This is a genomic window from Paeniglutamicibacter gangotriensis Lz1y (assembly GCF_000348945.1).
Lineage (GTDB): Bacteria > Actinomycetota > Actinomycetes > Actinomycetales > Micrococcaceae > Paeniglutamicibacter > Paeniglutamicibacter gangotriensis.
The window spans coordinates 259,740-279,305 of the sequence record NZ_AOCK01000002.1 but is presented as its reverse complement, the minus strand read 5'-3'; the positions used below and the strand labels follow the sequence as shown (position 1 = coordinate 279,305).

Below are 19,566 nucleotides of genomic sequence, written 5' to 3'. Positions count from 1 at the left end.
TCCCGCGCCATGTCCACGGCCCGGCTGCTGCCTGCTGCCTGCAGCCTGCTCCGAAGTAAATCTTGATCGGGCACGGCCACTGATCCGCGTGCCGCGTATCCTTTACTCCCCGGTGCGCTGGCAGGATGTATCCCATGGACAGCCAGCAACCGTATACCCCGTTCCGTCCCGAGCCCCGCGACTTCCCCGGCCATCCGATGCCATTCTCGGTGCCCGAGGGTCTGCGCCTGGAACTGAGCCGTTCGCGCATCCGCGAGGGGCAGGAGGATGGGTTCGATGAATGGATTCAGGTGCTGCACGAGCGCTACGACGAAGCATTAGAGTCGATCCCCGCCGAACGCGCGGTCTTCGAGGCCACCTTCCGGCATCGGGAGGCCGACGGGTCGATATGGATCTACCACCTCAGTCTCATGGGCCCCGGCACCGGGCTCGATGAGCAGCTGCCCATCGGCGCCACACACGCCGCCTACTCTCGCCAGGTCAAGGAACCGGGCTGGGAGGAACTGGAACCGATGTTCATGCTCACCCCCGAATACCTGCGCGATGCCATGGTCCACTTCGGTGCCACCGGACAGCCGCCACCTAAGGCCCCGGCCGATCCATCGGATCCAACAGATCCCGCCCACGCATGAAACGGGCCCTCATCCTGGGCGGCACCGGCGTGCTGGGTCTGGCCGCCGCCCGCCGGTTCCTGGCACAAGGTTGGGCGGTAGAGGTCACGGGCCGCAACAGCTCGAAGATGCCCGCGTTCCTCACCGCAGCCGGTGCCCGCTTCATCACCTCGGACCGGCATGACCCTGCCGGCTTGGCACGGGCCATCGGTCCCGGCGCAGAGCTGGTCATCGATGCTGCGTGCTACACCGCAGCCCACGCGGCCACGCTGCTTCCGTTGTTGGCCGACGTCGATTCCACCGTGATGCTCTCCAGCAAGGCCGTCTATGTTGATGAAGTAGGCAACCACATCAACTCCGCTACTGCTCCACATTTTCCTTCGCCCATCACGGAGTCCAACCCCACGATGGCCCCCGGCCACGGCCCGTACCAATCCCCCGAAGGCTACGGATCCAACAAGGTCGCCGCAGAGCACGTGTTCCTTGATAGCTCCCTGCCCGTCACGGTCATCCGGGCCTCGAAGGCCCACGGCGCCGGTGCCGCCAACCCGCGCGAGTGGGTCTTCGTTAAGCGCGCCCTTGAAGGGCGCACCGCGGTGTTCTTGGCCCATGCCGGGCGCGGAGCGGACCACACCACAGCGGCCGCCAACACCGCGGCTCTCATTGAAACCATCGCGGCAAACCCCGGCACCCGCATCCTCAACAGTGCCGACCCCGATGCGCCCACCGGGTTGGAGATCGCCCGTGCGATCGCCACGCACCTCGGCCATCAATGGCAGGAGATTTTGCTCGACGACGACGCTGCTCCGTCCCGATCACCCGTGGAACCACATCCCGCCGATCATTCTGGACACCACGGCATCCCTCGCCCTGGGCTACCGGCCCGTGGGAACCTACGCCCAAACGGTGGGTGCAGCCATCGACTGGCTTACGGCCAGCGAAGGCAACCGGCCCGCCGCCGACGATCCACGCTTCGCCGCCCTCACCGATTACACCCTCGAGGATCAATACCGCCGCTCGCATCCCTCGACCAGCCCTTCACCGCAAAGCATGAACCGGCGCCCACTGTCTTGATCCCCCGTACCAGTCCGGCCCCGGCTCATTCCTGTCCGCTCATTGGGCACAAAAAAGACGGCCCGTTTCTAGCAAAAAGCTGGAAACGGGCCGCCCATTCTTGTTCTCGCCGGATGCGAGCTGGTGCTTAGCTGGCGTCCTGGTCGGCCAGCGCCTTGACGATCTGCGGCAGCAGCGCACGGAACGCCAGACCGCGGTGGCTGATCGCATTCTTTTGTGCACTGGACAGTTCCGCCACGGAGATGTCGTAGCCATCGGGGCGCAGGATCGGATCATAGCCGAAGCCGCCGGTCCCCCGGCGTTCGTGCAGCAATTTGCCGGCCAGCTGGCCCAGCTCCACCGCAACTTGGTCGCCCGGGGTGGCCAGCGCCGCGGCGCAGACAAACGAGGCACCGCGGTGTTCCTGCGCGATGTCGCCGAGCTGGGCGAGCAACAAATCGATGTTGGCCTCGTCGTCGCCGTGCTTCCCGGACCAACGCGCGGCGAAGATCCCCGGCGCCCCACCGAGCACGTCAACAGCGAGCCCCGAATCATCGGCGATGGCCACCAGTCCGGTGGCCTGGCATGCCGCGCGGGCTTTGAGTAGCGCGTTGCCTTCAAAGGTCACCGCATCTTCGATCACGTCCGGTGCGCCGACGGCTCCTGCGTCAACAACCTGGGTGTCCACATCGAGGCCTGCGACCTGCCCGCGCAAGAGCTCACGCAATTCGCGCAGCTTGCCCTTATTGTGGGTGGCTAGTACCAGACGGGGTTCCGCGCCCATGCTCAGAGCCCCAGGGTTTCGCGCTGGATGCGGGTCAGCTCGGTGGTGCCCACCAGGGCCAGATCCAGCAGCGAGTCGAGTTCGGCGCGCTTGAACGGAACACCCTCGGCGGTTCCCTGCACCTCAACGAAGTCACCGGACCCGGTGACCACGACGTTCATGTCTGTCTCGGCGCGCACGTCCTCCTCGTAGGGCAAATCCAGCATCGGGGTGCCATCGATGATGCCCACGGAAATCGCGGCCACCGAATCGGTGAACACGGTGGCGTTCTTGCGCACCAGCTTGTTCTCCTTGGCCCATTCGATGGCTTCGGCCAGCGCGACGTAGGCGCCGGTGATGGCCGCGGTGCGGGTTCCGCCGTCGGCCTGCAGCACGTCGCAATCCAGCACCACGGTGTTTTCGCCCAGCGCCTTGGTGTCGATGACCGCGCGCAACGAGCGCCCGATCAGGCGGGAGATCTCGTGGGTGCGCCCACCGATCTTGCCCTTAACCGACTCGCGGCCGTTGCGGGTGTTGGTGGCCCGTGGCAGCATCGCATATTCGGCGGTGACCCAGCCGGTGCCCTGGCCCTTGAGCCAGCGCGGGACACCCTCGGTGAAGGAGGCGGTGCACAGCACCTTGGTGTTGCCGAATTCGATCAGGGCCGATCCTTCGGCCTGCTTGGACCAGCCACGGGTAATGGTGATCTCACGGAGTTGGTCGACGCCGCGCCCGTCGGCGCGCACTGCTGCTGTGGTAGATGCTGAAGTCATGGCTTCAAGTCTAGTCGGCGAGCGCTGCTCCGCGCTCGCCCAGCAGAAGGTGTGGCGGGCGCTGCGGTACTGAATCCGCACTCACGCCGCCAAAACCCCCGGGTAGCTACGTTACTTGCGTTTGGTCCGGTTCCGGGTACCGCGCCATTCCCGGCTGGGAGCCGAGCGGATGATGGATACCGGTGCAGTGGGCAGGGACTTCGGTGTGCCCAGCTGCGAGCCGGAGAACACCCCATAGGTGACCCCGGAGACCGCCACGGCGATGCCGCCGTCGTAGGTTTCCTTGGCCTCGTTGACCACGGTATTGATATCTGTCCACACCGGGATGTGGGTCAGCAGCAGGCGTTCGACCTTCGCCGCCGTTGCAGCTTCCCCGGCGCGCCGCCCGGTCAGGTGCACTCCGGTGATGCCGTCGTCGCGGCCTTCCTCGAAGGCGGCCTCACACAGGAACATGTCTGCGCCCATCGCTGCCTCATTGAGCTCGTCACAGGCGTCGGTGTCGCCCGAGTAGGTCAGCACGCTGGTCTGCCAGGTACCATCTTGGGCAGGTTCGGTGGCCTCCACGCGCAGTGCGTAGGACTCCTCGATGGGGTGCAGCACCGGGTAGGGGGTGATTGAGAACGGGCCGATCTTCACCGGCGTTCGGGATTTCCAGTGCTGGAAGTCGAAATCCGGGTGCATGCCTTCTTCCAGCGGCAGTCCGTAGGCGGTGGCCATCCGATCGGCCGTGGCCGCGGGGCCGTGCACCAGCATTCGATCCCGGTTCCAACCGTTGGGATCCCAGCGGATGGCCACGTGCATGCCGCACAAATCCATGCAGTGATCCGGGTGCAGGTGGGAGATGAAGATCCCGTCCAGGTCCTTGATGTCCGCGTAGCGCTGCAGCACGCCCAGGGCTCCGGAGCCCAGGTCCAGCAGGATCTTCCAGTCGCGTTCTCCATCGAACGCGGTGACCAGGTAGCAGGAGGCGGGCGATCCCGGCCCGGGGAAAGACCCGGTACAGCCAATGATCGTCAACTTCACGAGGCACTCGCTTTCGAAAGGGCCACCATCGCGGGGGTGATCATCGCGATGGAGCCGGTCGGATAGTGGGCGGCCACATGATCAACTTGCTCGACCGCGAGAACCTCGGGGCCCAGGAAGCGTCGGGCCAGAATTTCAAAACTGTCGGCATCTCCGGTGGCCAGGAACTGGTGCGTCGGAGCTTCGGGCGCGGTACGGGCCAAATCATGGCGCATCAGCGCGCGGTAGACATCCTTCGCGGTCTCCTCGGCGCTCGAGACCAGGGTGACGTCCTCGCCCATGACGTAGGAGATCACCCCTGTCAGCAGCGGGTAGTGCGTACAGCCCAGCACCAGGGTGTCCACGCCCGCGGCCTTCAGCGGGGCCAGGTAGGCCTCGGCCGTTTCCATGAGCTCGGTGCCGGTGGTGATGCCGTTCTCCACAAACTCCACAAATCTGGGGCAGGCCACGGAGGTGATGGAGTAGTGCGGGGCCGCGGCAAACGCGTCCTCGTAGGCCCGGGAACCGACAGTGGCCTGGGTCCCGATAACCCCGATCTTCCCGTTGCGGGTGGCCGCGACGGCGCGGCGGACCGCCGGCTGGATGACCTCGACCACGGGGATCCCGTAACGGGCGGTGTAGCGTTCACGGGCGTCACGCAGGACCGCGGCGGAGGCGGAGTTACACGCGATGACCAGCAGTTTGACCCCTGCGTCAACCAATTCATCCATCACTCCCAGCGCGTTGGCGCGCACTTGGGCGATGGGAAGCGGGCCGTAGGGAGAATTTGCTGTGTCACCGACGTACATGGTCGATTCACCGGGAAGCTGGTCGATGATCGACCGGGAAACGGTCAGGCCGCCGACACCGGAGTCGAAGATGCCCAACGGGGCGTTGGCCCGGGGTCGCTCGGTTTCTCGTTTATCGCTGGAGGACGCACTTGTCATGATTTACGAAGCCTACGTGGTTTTGCGCGCCAACAGCTAGCATGCCCGACACAGTGTTGCCCTGCTCACAGGGATTTCAGCATGGCCTGCATGAGGGATTCTTGCAGCCAGGTGACGAAGTTGTAGACCAGTGCGAGGTATTCATCCACGGTCTCGGCCTTCGACCAGTCGTCCTGCGCGTGGATCCGCTCGGCGTCCTGATCGGACTCCAGCCCGAGGCGTTCGGCCAGCACCAGGCGCACGTCATTCAGGGCCGCGGCGAAGCGCGGGGCGGTTTCGGTGGAGAGCAGCAACGAAGAAGATTCCATCAGCAGCGCGGCCTCACGCAAAGCACCGATCTTCTTCTCGCGGATGCCGCGCTCGGACAGTCGGCGGAATTCTAGCGAGGCGCCGGCGTCGTCCGGGTCGGCATCGGGCAGCAGGCGCTTGGTGGCCCGGTCCGTGGGCGGCGCAAAGTCTTCGTGGTGCGCGTTGGGGTCCATCCCGACCATGGCCCAGAGCGGATCCTCGTCGGCGGTGCGCTCGGGCTCCAGCAAGGTGATGACGTCCTGAAACAGGCCGCGCAGCAATTGGCGTTCGGTGGCTTCCAGTGAGGCGACCAAACCGCGCCTGGTGTTCTTAAATGCTCGTGCCATGGTTAGGCGGAGTCGCCCTTCGTCAGGGTGGCCCACAGGCCGAAGCCGTGCATCGCCGAGACGTCGGCCTCGATCTTTTCGCGGTTGCCGGTGGCCACCACGCTGCGTCCCTCCTGGTGGACCTGCATCATCAGCTTCTCGGCCTTGGACTCCGAGTAACCGAAGTAGGAGCGGAAGACATAGCTGACGTAGCTCATCAGGTTCACCGGATCATTCCAGATGATCAGGAGGTAGGGCTGGTCGAGTTCGTGGGCTTGTGCCTGCTCGACATGTTCAAGCACATCGGGCATCGCAGTCATCGTGGGCATAGTCCCTATTCTACGACCGCTACACGCGGAAGCGAATCGGTGCCCGCCTCGGCGCCGGGTCACGGAGCACGCCGGAGCACCAGCCCATGACGCCTTGAAGGCTGCCGCGGGTTTAGAGTGGCTACTAACGAACGCACATCGGCGGGATTCCACGGAGCCACCCGCGCCCTTCCCGCAGTGGGCCCGGCGGCGCAATCCGCGCCCGCGAAGGCGAAGGGAAGCGGTGTACGAACCCATACTCGGGCATTTTGTCCCATACCATTTTCCGCGAGGAGCCCATCGCCCATGTGGCAGCAACCCACATCCCTGTTCACCGACCACTACGAACTCACGATGCTGCAGGCCTCCCTGCATTCCGGGGCGGCACATCGCCCCAGCGTCTTCGAGGCCTTCGCCCGACGACTGCCCGAGGGCCGGCGCTACGGCGTCTTGGCGGGGACCGGACGGATCCTGGAGGGCCTGAAGAACTTCCACTTCGATGACGAGCAGCTGCGCTTCTTATCGGACACTAAGGTCGTTGATGCCACGACCATCAAGTATCTGGAGAACTTCGCGTTCAGCGGAAACATCCACGGGTACGCCGAAGGGGAAATCTACTTCCCGTACTCCCCGGTGATGATCCTCGAGTCCACCTTCGCCGAGGCCTGCGTGTTGGAGACCTTCATCCTCTCGGCGCTGAACCACGACTCGGCCATTGCCTCGGCCGCCTCGCGCATGATCGCCGCGGCCGGCGCCCGGCCCTGCATCGAAATGGGATCGCGGCGCACCCATGAGGAATCCGCTGTGGCTGCTGCGAGGGCGGCGATCATCGCCGGCTTCGATTCCACCTCGAACCTCGAGGCCGGGCACCGCTACGGGCTCAAGACCGTGGGCACCGCGGCCCACTCCTTCACGCTGCTGCACGACTCCGAGCGGGCAGCCTTCGAGGCGCAGGTCGCCTCGATGGGGGTTGGCACCGCCTTGCTGGTGGACACCTACGACGTCGAAGCCGGGGTACGCACCGCGGTTCAGGTCGCAGGACCCGAACTGGGCGCGGTGCGCCTGGACTCCGGGGACCTGGTCGAGCAGGCCCGCTGGGTCCGCACGCTGCTCGATGATCTGGGCAACGAGAACACCCGCATCATGGTCACCTCCGACCTTGACGAATACGCCATCGCCGCGCTGGGCTCCGCCCCGGTGGACTCCTACGGAGTGGGTACCTCGCTGGTCACCGGCTCCGGGCACCCGACCGCCTCGATGGTCTACAAGCTGGTCTCCCGGCGCGATGATTCGGGGAACTTCGTTGATGTGGCCAAGGCCGCCAAGAACAAGGTCTCCGTGGGCGGACGCAAGTACGCGGTGCGCCGGCTCAACGAGCGCAACCGGGCCACCGAGGAACTGATCGGGGTCGGCGAGCTGCCGGCCCCCGACGCCAACGACCGCCCGCTGCTGAACACGTTTGTGACCAACGGCGAGCTGGATACCGATTTCATCGGCGCCGGTGCGGTGCGCCGCGCGGCCCAGCGACACACCGACTCAATCCAGGAGATGCCCAGCAGCTCGCGGCGCCTGCAGCGCGGTGAACCGGTGATCCCCACACGATTTATTGACAGCTTCTGAGCACGAGGAGAATCACAGCATGAGCGAACCAATCAGTACCCCTGTTCAGTCAGAGGCGCGTGCCCTGATCATCGTCGATGTGCAGAACGACTTCTGCGAGGGCGGCTCGATGGCGGTGGACGGCGGCGCCACGGTGGCCACGGCCATCGCCGAGCTGGTGGCCGCGAGGCACAAGAGCTACGCGGTGCTGGTGGTCACCCAGGACTGGCACATCGACCCGGGAACCCACTTTTCCGCCGAGCCTGACTTCGTGGACAGCTGGCCGGTGCACTGCGTGGCCGAGACAGACGGTGCTCAGTTGCACCCCAACCTCGCCGGCGCCACACAGTTCCTCAATGCAGCGTTCCGCAAGGGCCGCTTTACCGCCGCCTACTCAGGCTTCGAGGGCCGGCTGGCGATCCAAGATGCAGCGGTCGAGGACGAGTCAGGCCCACTGATGGGCGACTGGCTGCGCGAACACGGCATCACCTCGCTGGATGTGGCGGGGATCGCCACCGATCACTGTGTGCGGGCCACGGCGCTCGATGCCCGGGAACAGGGCTTTGAGACCACCGTACTGTCCCCGCTCACCGCCGCGGTGAACCCGGCGAACAATGACGAGGTCTTCGAGGCGCTGCGAACCGCAGGGGTCACGGTGCTGACCCTGGGCTGATCCAGGGCGGCCCAGCAGGGTCTGCCTAGACAGAGCAAGGCGCATTGGCTACCCCGGGGGGCGATCCCCCGGGGTAGCCAACGCGCCTTGTCTTGTTTCACCACGTCGTCATGCTGCTGCGGTGGTGCTACTTCTTGCCGATGAACCAGCCCTGCAGCTTGTCCAGGCGCTGCTGCAGCTGCTCGGCGTTGGCCTGGGCCACCGCCGGTCCCCCGCAGACCTCGCGCAGCTTGGTGTGGATGATTCCGTGCGGAGTGCCGGTGCGCGCGCTCCAGGCCGAGACATTCTTGGAGAGCGTGGAGCGCATATCCATCAGCGCCCGGTGATCCACCAGCGGGGCTTCGGGCGTTTCTTCCTGGGCCTTGCGCCCCTTACGCCGCGAGACCTGTTCGGCCTGGCGCTGGCGCAGCAGCAGGCCCACCTGGTCGGCATCCAGCAGCCCGGGAATGCCCAGGAAGTCCTGTTCCTCCTCGGAGCCCACCGCGGCGCCTGTACCAAATTCTCCGCCGTCGAAGAGCACCCGGTCGAAGGAGGCATTGGAGTTCAACGCCTCGAACTTCGCCTTGTTCAGCTCATCGCTGGCCTTTTCCTCACGGTTCGCCTCGGCGAGAAGCGCGTCCTCGGGGTTGTAGTCAGGGTCCTGAAAATGTTGTTCCGGACGGTCCAGGGCATGGTCGCGCTCGGTTTCCATCTCATTGGCCAGGGCCATCAGGATCGGCACCGAGGGCAGGAAGATCGAGGCGACCTCGCCGCGCTTCCTGCTGCGCACGTAGCGGCCGATGGCCTGGGCAAAGAACAGCGGGGTGGAGGTGCTGGTGGCGTAAACCCCGACGCAGAGCCGGGGCACGTCAACGCCTTCGGACACCATGCGCACCGCCACCATCCAGCGCGAATCGCCGGAGGAGAACTCGTCGATCTTCTTCGAGGCACCGGCGTCGTCCGAAAGGATCACCGTGACCTTCTCGCCGCAGATCTTCTCCAGCTGCTCCGCGTACCCGCGGGCATCCTCGTGGTCGGTGGCGATCACCAGGCCGCCGGCATCCGGCACAGTCCGGCGCACCTGGGTCAACCGCTTGTCCGCGGCGGCGAGCACCGAGGGGATCCAGTCCCCGGCAGGGTCCAGGGCGGTACGCCAGGCGTGGGCGGTGACGTCCTTGGTGAAGCCCTCACCGAGCTGGGCTTCCATTTCCTCCCCACCGCTGGTCTTCCAGCGCATGTACCCCGAGTAGGCCATGAACAGCACCGGGCGCACCACATGGTCGCGCAAGGCCTGGCCATAGCCGTAGGTGTAGTCCGCCTTGGAACGGCGGATCCCATCGTGGCCCTCGGCGTAATCGACAAAGGGGATCGCCGCGGTGTCCGAGCGGAACGGGGTTCCGGTCAGTGCCAGGCGGCGGGTGGCAGGCTCGAAGGCCTCGCGGATACCCTCACCCCAGGACAGCGCGTCGCCGCCATGGTGGATCTCATCGAGAATCACCAGGGTGCGGGCGGCCTCGGTCTTGGCACGGTGCAGCATCGGCTTGGAGGCGACCTGCGCGTAGGTGACCACGACGCCGATGTAACCATCGCCATGCCGGCCATCGGAGTTCTTGAAGTTCGGGTCGATGGCCAGACCCACACGGCCCGCGGCATCGGCCCACTGCTTCTTCAGGTGGTCGGTGGGGGCCACCACGATGATGCGGTTGATGGTCTTGGCATCAACCAGCACCTTGGCCAGGCGCAGGGCGAAGGTGGTCTTACCTGCACCCGGGGTGGCCACGGCCATGAAGTCGCGCGGGTTGGAGGTGAAGTACTTGTCCAGGGCCTCTGCCTGCCAGGCACGCAGCTTCGAGCCGGTGCCCCAGGCAGCGCGTTCCGGATAGGCGGGAGGAAGACGATCCTCCAGGGGCAGCTTGTCTGCAAGTGAGAACAAGGTATCGGTCATGCATACACCTTCCACGGCGCTAAAAATCTTCCCGTGCCTGGGTGCGTGCCGACGCACCCCAACGAGGGTTTGGGTCCTACTGTGTGAAACGCGGGAGGGGGCGTTACTTCTTGCCCTTGTCTCCGCCGCCGGTCAGGCCCTCGTAGATTTCCTTGCACTCGGGGCACACCGGAAACTTCTGCGGGTCGCGACCCGGGGTCCAGACCTTCCCGCACAGGGCGATGACCGGATCGCCGGAGAGCGCTGACTCCATGATCTTTTCCTTGCGCACGTAGTGCGCGAAGCGTTCGTGGTCCCCGGCCTCGACTTCCTGGGCGAGTTCGGTGCGCTCGATGGTGGTGGCACCGCCGCCGGAGGTGGTGTGCGGGTCATTGCGGAACGGATCCATGGGCATGCTCATGTCCCATAGTCTAACAACCGTTTGAGGGTTCCGGAGAGGCACATGCTCTCCCAGGGCACTTGCGCCGTGGGCAGCCGCGCACCGTTTCGGGGGCCCTGGTGCACGGCACGCCCGCGGCCAACTAGCGCTCTTGCGTTCAATAACAAGGCCCGGCTCCAGCGTGCCGGCCACTGGCTCGAGAACCTGGCACCGCTCGCCGGGTGCCGGGAGGTGGCGCGCACTGTGCCGAACGACTCGGTGCACTCACCCAAGACCCGCACGACACACCGTGCGGCGGCACTTAGCGGTTCATTGCCACGTTCTGGAAGAGCTCGGGCATCCGGGCATCGAGCCACCTGCCGCCGAGTCGGATCCCGACCACCAGTAACACAGCGCCTTCCACCACGCCCACGGCCAGCGCGATCCAGCCAAAGAGCTGGTTCCCGGTCAAGACCTGGGCCACCAGCAGTCCGAGGGACGGAATCAGCAGTAAGCCCATGATCCCGAACGTGGCCAGCTGTACCAGGGCCATGCGTGCCCCGGCCCCCGGAGGGGTCTTGAACGGACTCTCGCCCGGCAGCGGGACCGCGTAGGTGAAGCGGGCCGAGGCAACCGAGGAGACCCCGAGCCCGGCCAGCAGGGCGCAGAGCGAGATGCCCAGGATCGCCGGCAGCATGTGCCCCATATCCAGCAAGACCGGCGGCAGGATCGCGGCCAGCAGTGTCACCGGCAGCGCGATCACCGCGCAGGCCAGCACCCGCCCGGCGCGGTCGTCGACGCCGCGGACCCCGGTGAGCACATGCAGCGAGAAGGCCGTTGAATCGTAGGAGACATCCGCGGAGATCGAAAACGCCATCAGGATGCCCAGCAGTGGGCCGAGCACCAGCATGGCCGCCGGGGAGCCGGTATTGGCCGCCGCGAACCAGATCACTACCGGCAGCAGCGGGACCACCACGATCGAGGCGGCGTAGCGCGGGTCCTTGAGCCAGTAGGTCAGCGCGCGGGCAGCTACCGCGCCCCTCGGAGTGGACGGGAAAAGCCCGAAGGCGCCCATGCCCACAGCCTTGGAACTGGTGCGTGGGGCCATCGGGTTTTCCATCGACTTGTGCAGTCCGCGTTCCCAGGCCCAAATCACCGCGACGAGGTACACCAGGCCCAGTACCAGACGTGCGGCGCCCAGCAGTGGCTGCCCCGCGGCCAGATCCCCGGGCAGCGCAGCAAAGACACCCAACGGGCTGAAGCCCAGCACCAGCACGGCTTGAGGCAGCAACTCGAAGACCGCGTCCATGCCCTGGGCGGCGGTGGCGAAGATCGGCCCCAGCAGGATCACGGGGATGAAGGCGACGATGCCGGCGATCTCGCGGAAGCGCCGCGAGCCGGTCAACCGGGCCATCGAGGTGGTGGTCAATCTGGCCAGGGCCAGGCACATCAGGGCGCCCAGCACCCCGCCCAGCAGTGCCGTGGCGGCAATTCCGGGGTGTTGGCGCCAGGCCAGCGTCTGGCCGGCAAAGAGCACCAGGGTCAGGATCCCGGGGATCCCGATGAAGCCCGAGAGCAGCAGCCCGGCAGCCAACTTGCGCCGCGGGAGCGTGAAGGTAGTAAAGCGGGCAGGGTCAAGGGTCAGATCAACTCCGAAGGCGACCAGCGGGATGATCGCCCAGCCCAGGGTGACCGCCGATACCGCCGCCACCAGGATCTGGTTGGCCAGCCCGGCTTCCAGCTCGTTGAGGTAGACGATGCCGGAGATCAGCAGCACCACCACGCCCAGGCCGTAGAGGGCGCCGATGCAGACGCCCACCAGCTGCCAGGGGCTGCGTCTGAAGGAGTTGCGCAGCAGCGCCAGTTTGAGTCTTAGGAGGTGTGCAACCATGAGAGCCCCTCATTGTTTCCGCGCCCGCCGACCAAGTCCACGAAGCGTTCTTCCAGGGAGGCGCCGGCACGCACCTCGTCCACGGTGCCCACGGCCAACAGGTTGCCACCGGCGATGACTGCCACGTGTGAACACATGCGCTGGACCAGGTCCATGACGTGGGAGGAGACGATCACGGTGCCGCCGTGGGACACGTAGTCTGCCAGAATGTCGCGGATGTTCGCCGCGGAGACCGGATCCACTGCCTCGAACGGCTCATCAAGTACCAGTACCCTCGGAGAGTGGATCAGCGCGGTGGCCAGGGCGATCTTCTTGCTCATACCCGCCGAGTAGTCCACCACCAGCTTGTTTCCGGCGTCTTCGAGGTCCAGGACGCGCAGCAGGTCGTCGGTGCGCTCCTTGACGGTGTCGCGGTCCATGCCGCGCAGCAATCCGGCGTAGGTGACCAGCTGGCGGCCGGAGAGCCTATCAAAGAGCCGCACCCCGTCGGCCAGCACGCCCATGGCAGCCTTGGCGCGCAACGGTTCGGCCCACACGTCGATGCCGTTTAGCCACACCTGGCCCGCGTCGGGGCGCAGCAGGCCGGTGGCCATGGACAGCGCGGTGGTCTTGCCGGCACCGTTGGGACCGACCAAGCCGAAGAACGATCCGGCGGGAACATCCAACGAAATGCCGTTGACTGCAACGTTTTCGCCGAAGCGCTTGCCCAGCGAGCGGATCGAGAGTGCCGGGGTCCCCTCAGGGGTGTTGGAAATACTCATGCCTCGAAACTAACAGTCCGCAGGGGCAGAAAGCGTCATCCCATCGGACTAATCCGCTCCCCACGGCGGGAAATGGAAGCAGCCAGAACCAAAGGTACGGCCCACCATATACGGCAGGCCGTACCTTCAAGCGCCCGGTCAAGCGGGGTTTTTAGAACAGGACGCGGGCCAGCTTCTGCCTCGAGGCCACCACGCGCTCATCCCCCACGCCAACCACCGAGTAGAGCTCCACGAGCCGTGCCCGAGCAGCTTCCTTCTCATCGCCGGCGTGCCGGCCAATGAAGGCCACGAGCCGGGCAAAGGCGTCCTCGACGTGTCCGCCGACCAGATCCATGTCGGCCACGTCCAGCTGCGCTTCAAGGTCGTCGGGGCCGGCAGCACCGGCGGCACGCACCTCGGCCAAATCCTTACCTTCGGTGCGGATCAGCAGGCGCACCTGGTTCAGTCCGATGACCGCATCGTTGTCATTGGGCTTCTCATTCAAGGCCTGCTTGTAGGCGGTCTCAGCCGCGGGAAGGTCACCGGACTCGATGGCGTCCAATGCTGCTTGGTGCAGCGGAGGCAACGGCGCTTCGACGGGCTCTGCGGCGGAGGTGCCCAACGGGGCCACGGTGCCTGCCACCCCGTGCTGCACGCCCAGGGAGAGCAGTTCATCGATCAGTGAACGGATCTGCGAGACCTCGGCGCTGCCCTGGAACATCGGCACCGGCTGGCCGTTGATCAAAGCGATGACCGAGGGGACCTGGGTGACCTGGAAGGCCTGGGCAATGGCCGGCTGCTGCTCAGCGTCGACGGTGGCCATCACCATGGTGCCGGCCTTCGCATCGACGAGCGCGCCGAGCATCGAATCGAGTTGTGCCGAAGCGGGCGAACGCCCGCTACCCAGGGACACGACAACCGGAACCTGCTGCGATAGCGCAACGATTTCCGGGAAGGTCTCCTGGTCGACGGCACGGACCCAGGTGGGGGCGCCGGACGGGGTTTCGCCCGCGGCCGGGTCGATGTTCGGCGGTGCTGTCGGCTTGAAGGCGCCCAGATCAATGGCGCCGCGGGAGGAAGGTGCAGTGGGTTCAGGCATGCTGGTGGTCATCCTCCTACTTTAGGCCGCTTCGGGCTCCGGGAGAAAACCCCGGCACCAGCTAAGGCGTTTCGGCTAGCTGACGGGCAGAACGCCTCGGCGGCGCGTCGCCCGGCAGCGTTGGCCATCCCATGGCCCAGGAACACAAAAACGTGGTGCCACCACCGGCGCAGGTTTCCCTGTGCGTGCAATGACACCACGTTTACTGTCTACCGGGCCCTCAGGACCGCGGTTGCTGCGCCGGGTGGGCGCTCAGTCGCTACTTCAGCAGCTTGGCGCCCTTGGCAACGACCTCGGCGGCCACCAGCTGGACCTTTTCCTTCGAGCCCTTGGCTGGGATGTAGAGCATCATCGGTTCGCCGTAGCTGATCTCGATGCCCTTCTTGGTGTCCTTGACCCCGACGATCTTCGCGGTGGTTTTATCCAGACCGATGGTCCCGCCGTCTTCCTTCGGCTTGGCGGTGGTCATGGACGTGAAGTTGCCCGAAACCAGGGCCCCGCCATCGGGTGCTGCGACCACGACGGTGTCCTTGGTGTTCACCGAGCGCTTGAAGCTGATCTTCGCATCCTTGTTCGCGTCGACCAGGGCCTTCTGGTCCTTGGCGTTCAGCGTCAGGAACGCGTTCTCGGCGAAGGAATCGGCGTGCTTGGATTTCGGATCGTCCATGTAGCCGGCCAAGCGCTCAAGAGCCTGCTTCGGGGTCATGATCAACGAATCAGCGTCATCCCTGAGCAGCTTCACCGACTGGTCCCCGACGCCGATGCCGGGGAACTCGGATCCGGGCAGCATGGGAGTGGCGAAGGCGAGCTTGTAGTTCTCACGCGGGCCGGCCTGGGTCAAGGTCAGTGCGGTCGGGATGGTCGAGGCCCCCGAATCCTTCGCGGTGACCACGACGATCGAGCGCGGGAATGTCGCGCCGTCATCGGTGGGTACAGCGGCCGAACGGATGACCGAGGTGTCGATGGCTGCCGGACCATCAATCTTGACGTCGTCATTGCGCAGCTTGTAGTTTCCCTCGCGCAACACCTTCAAGGCGCCGGTGGTCCGGGACTCAAGGTCCTTGGCGTTCTTGGACTTGTCGGCCTTGGCCACCGACGTGGATACCTCGCCCAAGATGCGTTCGAGTTGCTTCTGCAAGACCACCGGGTAGGTGTTGGGTTCTTCCTGGGTACTCACGGCGGACGGGTCTGCCGGCACGCCACTGGCCAGCGCCGGGCCTGCTGGAACCAACGCCAGGGCCAGCACCGAGGCGGTGGCCACGACCTTGGCCACGGTGCCCGGGCCATCCTTGGGAGCTGGAACCACGGGAGTAGCACCGGTGGCCGGGGACCGGACAGCCGAACGGCGCCCTCCGCCGCCCTTGGATCCGTTACGCGGGGTGGTGCGTACTGCGGCCAGCGCGATGCCTGCCACCAACAACAGGGCACCTGCGATGATCAACGGCATCGAGAACGGGGTGGCGGTATCTCCGGGCCAGGTCACCGAGACATCGGTGGGTGCGGCGGCCTTGCCATCTGCGGCCAGCAACAGCGTCCACGATCCCTCGTCGGGGTTCGTCCAGCGGTAGGTCATGGTCTTGTCGGCGTTTTCGGTCGACTGGAAGAGATCGGCGCCGGCAGGGTTCGGGACCTCTTTTTCACCGGTTTCGCTGGTTGCCTCGATGCTCTGCTCTTCGGCGTTGATGCCTGTGATGCTGGTGTGGGCAGCTTTACCGACCCATGCCTCGGCGTCCGCGGAGCGCACCAGTGAGGCGGAGAACTTGCCCTCGGCCTTGATGGTGATTTCGGTGGGATGACCCGCGACGGTGCCGATCCCGGATTCGAGCAGAGTCACCGGAGCTGCTGCAGGCTGCTCGAGGGAAGCGGTCAGCGTCTCGGGCGGAGCCCATACGGTACGCTGGCCGATCCCCACCACCAGGGCTGCAAGCCCAAGAATGATAGCGATCGCTGAGAAGATCTTTCGCACAATTACACCTAACGGAGGGGGGTCGAGATTCGGCCTCGGGAGCCGTCCAACGTCATCCAACGAGGAGGGCACAACATAAGTCTAACGAGTTGTTCACCAAAGCGGTTCCCTGATGTGCCTAGCACCACGCCTATTGCTGATGAGGGATCGGCCACGTTTGGACGCGGTCGGTTAAGCGGCCCAAAGCTGCCAAGTCCCCTCCGCGAGTAATATGCTCAGGTTGTGACTACTCAAGATGGGGACAACGAAGCAACACCGACTGGTTCTTCTGCCATGGGAACCGGGTCCGGAACCTCGGGCAAAGCTGCCTCGGATCCCGCCCGGGCAGGCAGCGAGCCTGCAGCAACATCAGTGCGCCCCGGAGAAACAGCGAACTGGGTCAACTATGCGCCACAGCAACCCCAAGCACAGCCGGGCACCTCCCGACGCTGGTGGCAACGCCTGTTGGGCACCGCGCAACAAACACTTGAAGCCAGGATCAAGCCTCCGGCAAACTTCGGCTTCCCTCCGGAACCGACCCACGACGATGCCTCAACGGGTACGGATATCTCCCCGCAGACAAACCCCATCGCCTTCGGCTTCCTACTTACTGTCGGCATCGGGCTGGCACTGCTGGTGTTCTTCTTACTCACCAACGTCGGCTCGTTGATCATCTGGATCGCCATTGCCTTATTCATTGCCTTGGGACTCGATCCGATCGTTCGTTTCATGGTCAGGCACGGACTTTCCCGCACTCTCGGGGTCATAATCACCATGCTGGCGCTGCTGGGCGGAGCAGCAGGATTCATCGGCAGCATCATCCCCACCCTCAGCACCCAGACGTCGCAGTTCATTGAACGTGCCCCGAAGCTCGTGGATGACTTTCTGCATTCGGAGTTCTTCGTCTCGCTTGACGCGCAATTCCAGGTGTCGGATCGGATCAGCGAGGAGATCGGGAAGTTCTTCTCCGACACCGGAGCCGTCGGCGGGATCTTCGGCGGCGTGCTGGGCGTAGGCTCTGTGATCGCTCAGGGCGCGTTCGGGGTGTTGATCGTGCTGGTGTTGGCCATCTACTTCTTGGCCTCGATGCCGGCGATGAAGGCCTTTGCCTACCGCCTGGCTCCACGTTCGCGACGCGCTCGGGTCGAGGAACTGAGCGAGACCATCACCCGCTCGGTAGGCAACTACGTAATCGGCCAGGCCTTCGTGGCGCTGCTGAACGCGACCATTGCCCTAATACTCATGAGCATCCTCAAGGTTCCTTTTGCTGCCCTACTGACCTTATTAGTGGCCATGCTGGCGTTTATCCCGCTGGTTGGGGCCGTGATCGCGGGAATCCTGGTATCGCTGATCTCGCTAACCTTGGGCTGGCAGACCGCGGCGATCTACGCGATTTGCTACTTCGGCTATCTGCAGATCGAGGCCTACTTCGTCTCCCCGCGGGTCATGCAGAAGGCCGTTGCAGTGCCCGGTGCGGTGGCCGTGATCTCGGTGATTGCCGGTGGCTCGCTGCTCGGGGTGGCCGGCGCTCTGATGGCCATCCCCACGGCCGCCGCCGTCATGCTCATCCTGCGTGAGGTATTCATTTCCCGGCAGGATGCACGCTAGCAGCGCCCCCTCCGGCTCCCGGCCGGGGCCGCGCAATACCGAAGCGGGGCGCTTGGCGCTCATTCTTCGCCACGGCACGGCTGTAGCAATTGACCTTGGAACCCGAGGCCCAGAGCCAGAGAACCGGCGGCAGCGTGAAGTGGATACTCCCGTGACGGTTTAGGACTCGGAATCTTCGGACAGCGACAAGGTCGTGCCATCGGGACGAGGAATCTCAATACTCCCCAACTCGTCTGCCGTTGCCGTGTCCATGGCCAACGTGATCGAGCCATCAACGTTCGTGTTGATTTCCACCGGCGGACGCAGGTCCTCGTGATTACCGGGAATAGCCAACACCGTCTTTCTCACTTGATCCTCTTCCATATCCGGTGGCAGCAGGAATGCGACCAGGTCACTTGCGTCCTTCTCAGGTTCAACCCGAACCCCCAGGCCGTCTTCCACGACGTCGTCGACGTCTTCGCATTCAATGCCCGGTGACCCATAGTTCACCGGCGTCCCGTCGCCACTGCCGGGAATGGCCCAAGCAATCAAGCACACTTCCTTGTCCTTGGTGACTGCCACGAACTGGGACGCGTAGGCAGAGCTCCCTAGCGAGCGCACGCTCGCCGGGTCAATGTCGTCCAAATCTGCCTCGGCCGGCAACTTGTCGTTCTCCCCGGCAGCAGCCTTCAGCACTGGGTAAAGATCTTCGGGATCCTCGGTTCCCTGCTGAGTTTCCGACGCTACTTGCGTCGAGGAAGCAGCCGCTGAAGGCGATACATCGGTGGACCCGCTCACGGTGGCTGACGAGCTCGCTATGGGCACCTCCGATTGGGTCGCACACCCGGCGCCAGTGATCATAATCGTTCCAACACCCAACAAGCCCATCGTGATCCGTAGACGATTCATATGATGCTTTCCCTTCAAGTCATGGAAGATTGCTTGGAACTCCCGTTGGTCCTGTCGCGGACCGGTTCGAGGGCCCGCGGCGCGGATCACCGCGAGCTCCGCTTAAGCGTAAGGAAGAACCCGCAAGGCATCAATGACCTGCAGCAATTATTTCCTTCATCTGGACAATCTTCTTCTGTAGAACCGCTCAGGCGGTTGAGGAAGGTCCGTGGCTCGAGGTATTTAAGCGACAGTTCACTTCATTTTGGCCCCAGGGAAAGGTCCATCGGTTAGGGAGCACGAGACGTCGCGACATTCGGAACGGCTCCTCGACCTCATGGTCGTTCACGATCGACACCGGCAGTGCACTGCCGCAGGAGAACGCCAGCGCAGAATCAGGCTCGCTACCGGCCCTTAACGAAGATGACGGTGATGAGCTGCTCGGAACCAAGGGCACACGTGCGGTTTACGCGTTGGGGACGGGCTAGTAGCGGTAAGAGCGCGATTCCCAGCATTTGGGGTGCCAGTGCCGACGCGCAGCAGCTGAGGCGTCGTCTCCCGACCAATGATCAGCGCGCCAGGCCACCAGATGCTCGGTCCCAGGAGCGATGAAGTGCCCACAGCCGGGGCATTTGTAGGTCTTGGAGGCACCGATCGCGGAGATCCGGCGCACGTGCCATTGCCCATCGGGCGCATCCTGCAGGCGTTGGACCCCGTATCGAGCCCGTTCCATCCAGGGCTCATCCGCGGAGGGGTCCTCACGGGTCCACTTATTGACCCGGCCCGAACGG

General features: G+C 64.9%; 19 protein-coding genes. 5 read left to right on the top strand and 14 right to left on the bottom strand.

Features of this window, described 5'->3' with window-relative positions:
* Positions 1 to 134: 134 nt before the first annotated feature.
* Positions 135 to 632: a DUF6176 family protein gene (locus ADIAG_RS04275; protein WP_007270082.1), complete on the top strand. Its 498-nt coding sequence runs from the start codon at positions 135 to 137 to the stop codon at positions 630 to 632.
* Entirely contained in the window at positions 629 to 1,816 is a 1,188-nt protein-coding gene (locus ADIAG_RS04270; RefSeq protein WP_007270081.1) for an NAD-dependent epimerase/dehydratase family protein, read from the top strand. Before ADIAG_RS04275 ends, ADIAG_RS04270 begins: the two co-directional genes overlap by 4 nt.
* Here ADIAG_RS04270 and rdgB read toward each other — a convergent pair.
* From rdgB to clpS, 6 genes are all read right to left on the bottom strand, one after another.
* A complete protein-coding gene (gene rdgB, locus ADIAG_RS04265; protein WP_007270080.1) occupies positions 1,813 to 2,448 on the bottom strand; it encodes an RdgB/HAM1 family non-canonical purine NTP pyrophosphatase in 636 nt (211 codons plus the stop codon). The two genes, ADIAG_RS04270 and rdgB, sit on opposite strands and share 4 nt — an antisense overlap.
* Before the next feature lie 2 nt (positions 2,449 to 2,450).
* Positions 2,451 to 3,200, bottom strand: coding sequence for a ribonuclease PH (gene rph / locus ADIAG_RS04260; protein WP_043473289.1), 750 nt, complete (start codon positions 3,198 to 3,200; stop codon positions 2,451 to 2,453).
* 111 nt (positions 3,201 to 3,311) lie between these two features.
* Positions 3,312 to 4,223, bottom strand: a complete 912-nt coding sequence (locus ADIAG_RS04255) for an MBL fold metallo-hydrolase (protein WP_007270078.1) — start codon at positions 4,221 to 4,223, stop codon at positions 3,312 to 3,314.
* Entirely contained in the window at positions 4,220 to 5,149 is a 930-nt protein-coding gene (murI, locus tag ADIAG_RS04250) for a glutamate racemase (protein WP_007270077.1), read from the bottom strand. Before murI ends, ADIAG_RS04255 begins: the two co-directional genes overlap by 4 nt.
* Positions 5,150 to 5,214: 65 nt before the next feature.
* Positions 5,215 to 5,784, bottom strand: coding sequence for a DUF2017 domain-containing protein (locus tag ADIAG_RS04245; RefSeq protein WP_007270076.1), 570 nt, complete (start codon positions 5,782 to 5,784; stop codon positions 5,215 to 5,217).
* A 2-nt stretch (positions 5,785 to 5,786) separates the two neighbouring features.
* Positions 5,787 to 6,083 carry an ATP-dependent Clp protease adapter ClpS gene (gene clpS / locus ADIAG_RS04240; RefSeq protein ID WP_007270075.1) on the bottom strand — a complete coding sequence of 99 codons (297 nt, stop codon included), beginning with the start codon at positions 6,081 to 6,083 and terminating at the stop codon, positions 5,787 to 5,789.
* A gap of 294 nt (positions 6,084 to 6,377) precedes the next feature.
* On the opposite strand from clpS, the gene ADIAG_RS04235 reads away from it, so the two are divergent.
* Together ADIAG_RS04235 and ADIAG_RS04230 are read left to right on the top strand one after the other, a co-directional pair.
* Positions 6,378 to 7,691, top strand: coding sequence for a nicotinate phosphoribosyltransferase (locus ADIAG_RS04235; protein ID WP_007270074.1), 1,314 nt, complete (start codon positions 6,378 to 6,380; stop codon positions 7,689 to 7,691).
* A gap of 19 nt (positions 7,692 to 7,710) precedes the next feature.
* Complete coding sequence (locus ADIAG_RS04230; RefSeq protein ID WP_007270073.1) at positions 7,711 to 8,343, top strand: isochorismatase family protein; 633 nt, start codon at positions 7,711 to 7,713, stop codon at positions 8,341 to 8,343.
* Positions 8,344 to 8,470: 127 nt separating this feature from the next.
* On the opposite strand, the gene ADIAG_RS04225 is transcribed toward ADIAG_RS04230, so the two are convergent.
* From ADIAG_RS04225 to ADIAG_RS04200, 6 genes are all read right to left on the bottom strand, one after another.
* The gene (locus tag ADIAG_RS04225; RefSeq protein ID WP_007270072.1) at positions 8,471 to 10,267 is read right to left on the bottom strand and encodes a DEAD/DEAH box helicase; all 1,797 of its coding nucleotides are present in this window, start codon (positions 10,265 to 10,267) and stop codon (positions 8,471 to 8,473) included.
* 103 nt (positions 10,268 to 10,370) lie between these two features.
* Positions 10,371 to 10,667: a DUF3039 domain-containing protein gene (locus tag ADIAG_RS04220; RefSeq protein WP_043473285.1), complete on the bottom strand. Its 297-nt coding sequence runs from the start codon at positions 10,665 to 10,667 to the stop codon at positions 10,371 to 10,373.
* Between the two features lie 280 nt (positions 10,668 to 10,947).
* A complete protein-coding gene (locus ADIAG_RS04215; protein ID WP_007270070.1) occupies positions 10,948 to 12,516 on the bottom strand; it encodes a hypothetical protein in 1,569 nt (522 codons plus the stop codon).
* Entirely contained in the window at positions 12,498 to 13,277 is a 780-nt protein-coding gene (locus ADIAG_RS04210) for an ABC transporter ATP-binding protein (protein WP_007270069.1), read from the bottom strand. The genes ADIAG_RS04215 and ADIAG_RS04210 overlap by 19 nt, the downstream gene beginning before the upstream one ends.
* A gap of 151 nt (positions 13,278 to 13,428) precedes the next feature.
* Positions 13,429 to 14,355 carry a tetratricopeptide repeat protein gene (locus tag ADIAG_RS04205; RefSeq protein ID WP_007270068.1) on the bottom strand — a complete coding sequence of 309 codons (927 nt, stop codon included), beginning with the start codon at positions 14,353 to 14,355 and terminating at the stop codon, positions 13,429 to 13,431.
* Between the two features lie 259 nt (positions 14,356 to 14,614).
* Positions 14,615 to 16,321: a hypothetical protein gene (locus ADIAG_RS04200; RefSeq protein ID WP_007270067.1), complete on the bottom strand. Its 1,707-nt coding sequence runs from the start codon at positions 16,319 to 16,321 to the stop codon at positions 14,615 to 14,617.
* Between the two features lie 273 nt (positions 16,322 to 16,594).
* Here ADIAG_RS04200 and ADIAG_RS04195 point away from each other — a divergent pair, with 273 nt between their 5' ends.
* On the top strand, positions 16,595 to 17,908 hold the full coding sequence (locus ADIAG_RS04195; protein WP_007270066.1) for an AI-2E family transporter: 1,314 nt from the start codon (positions 16,595 to 16,597) through the stop codon (positions 17,906 to 17,908).
* Between the two features lie 159 nt (positions 17,909 to 18,067).
* Here the strand turns inward: ADIAG_RS04195 and ADIAG_RS04190 are convergent, their stop codons facing one another.
* Both ADIAG_RS04190 and ADIAG_RS20730 read right to left on the bottom strand, forming a co-directional pair.
* Positions 18,068 to 18,748, bottom strand: a complete 681-nt coding sequence (locus tag ADIAG_RS04190; RefSeq protein WP_152426041.1) for a hypothetical protein — start codon at positions 18,746 to 18,748, stop codon at positions 18,068 to 18,070.
* 511 nt (positions 18,749 to 19,259) lie between these two features.
* Complete coding sequence (locus ADIAG_RS20730) at positions 19,260 to 19,508, bottom strand: hypothetical protein (RefSeq protein WP_321162808.1); 249 nt, start codon at positions 19,506 to 19,508, stop codon at positions 19,260 to 19,262.
* Positions 19,509 to 19,566 lie beyond the last annotated feature (58 nt).

Excerpts from the sequence above, each read along its gene's own strand:
- ADIAG_RS04275 (WP_007270082.1), top strand. The coding sequence starts at position 135 with ATGGACAGCCAGCAACCGTATACCCCGTTCCGTCCCGAGCCCCGCGAC.
- ADIAG_RS04270 (WP_007270081.1), top strand. The coding sequence starts at position 629 with ATGAAACGGGCCCTCATCCTGGGCGGCACCGGCGTGCTGGGTCTGGCC.
- rdgB (WP_007270080.1), bottom strand. The coding sequence starts at position 2,448 with ATGGGCGCGGAACCCCGTCTGGTACTAGCCACCCACAATAAGGGCAAG.
- rph (WP_043473289.1), bottom strand. The coding sequence starts at position 3,200 with ATGACTTCAGCATCTACCACAGCAGCAGTGCGCGCCGACGGGCGCGGC.
- murI (WP_007270077.1), bottom strand. The coding sequence starts at position 5,149 with ATGACAAGTGCGTCCTCCAGCGATAAACGAGAAACCGAGCGACCCCGG.
- ADIAG_RS04245 (WP_007270076.1), bottom strand. The coding sequence starts at position 5,784 with ATGGCACGAGCATTTAAGAACACCAGGCGCGGTTTGGTCGCCTCACTG.
- clpS (WP_007270075.1), bottom strand. The coding sequence starts at position 6,083 with ATGACTGCGATGCCCGATGTGCTTGAACATGTCGAGCAGGCACAAGCC.
- ADIAG_RS04235 (WP_007270074.1), top strand. The coding sequence starts at position 6,378 with ATGTGGCAGCAACCCACATCCCTGTTCACCGACCACTACGAACTCACG.
- ADIAG_RS04230 (WP_007270073.1), top strand. The coding sequence starts at position 7,711 with ATGAGCGAACCAATCAGTACCCCTGTTCAGTCAGAGGCGCGTGCCCTG.
- ADIAG_RS04225 (WP_007270072.1), bottom strand. The coding sequence starts at position 10,267 with ATGACCGATACCTTGTTCTCACTTGCAGACAAGCTGCCCCTGGAGGAT.
- ADIAG_RS04220 (WP_043473285.1), bottom strand. The coding sequence starts at position 10,667 with ATGAGCATGCCCATGGATCCGTTCCGCAATGACCCGCACACCACCTCC.
- ADIAG_RS04215 (WP_007270070.1), bottom strand. The coding sequence starts at position 12,516 with ATGGTTGCACACCTCCTAAGACTCAAACTGGCGCTGCTGCGCAACTCC.
- ADIAG_RS04210 (WP_007270069.1), bottom strand. The coding sequence starts at position 13,277 with ATGAGTATTTCCAACACCCCTGAGGGGACCCCGGCACTCTCGATCCGC.
- ADIAG_RS04205 (WP_007270068.1), bottom strand. The coding sequence starts at position 14,355 with ATGCCTGAACCCACTGCACCTTCCTCCCGCGGCGCCATTGATCTGGGC.
- ADIAG_RS04195 (WP_007270066.1), top strand. The coding sequence starts at position 16,595 with ATGGGAACCGGGTCCGGAACCTCGGGCAAAGCTGCCTCGGATCCCGCC.
- ADIAG_RS04190 (WP_152426041.1), bottom strand. The coding sequence starts at position 18,748 with ATGATCACTGGCGCCGGGTGTGCGACCCAATCGGAGGTGCCCATAGCG.
- ADIAG_RS20730 (WP_321162808.1), bottom strand. The coding sequence starts at position 19,508 with ATGGAACGGGCTCGATACGGGGTCCAACGCCTGCAGGATGCGCCCGAT.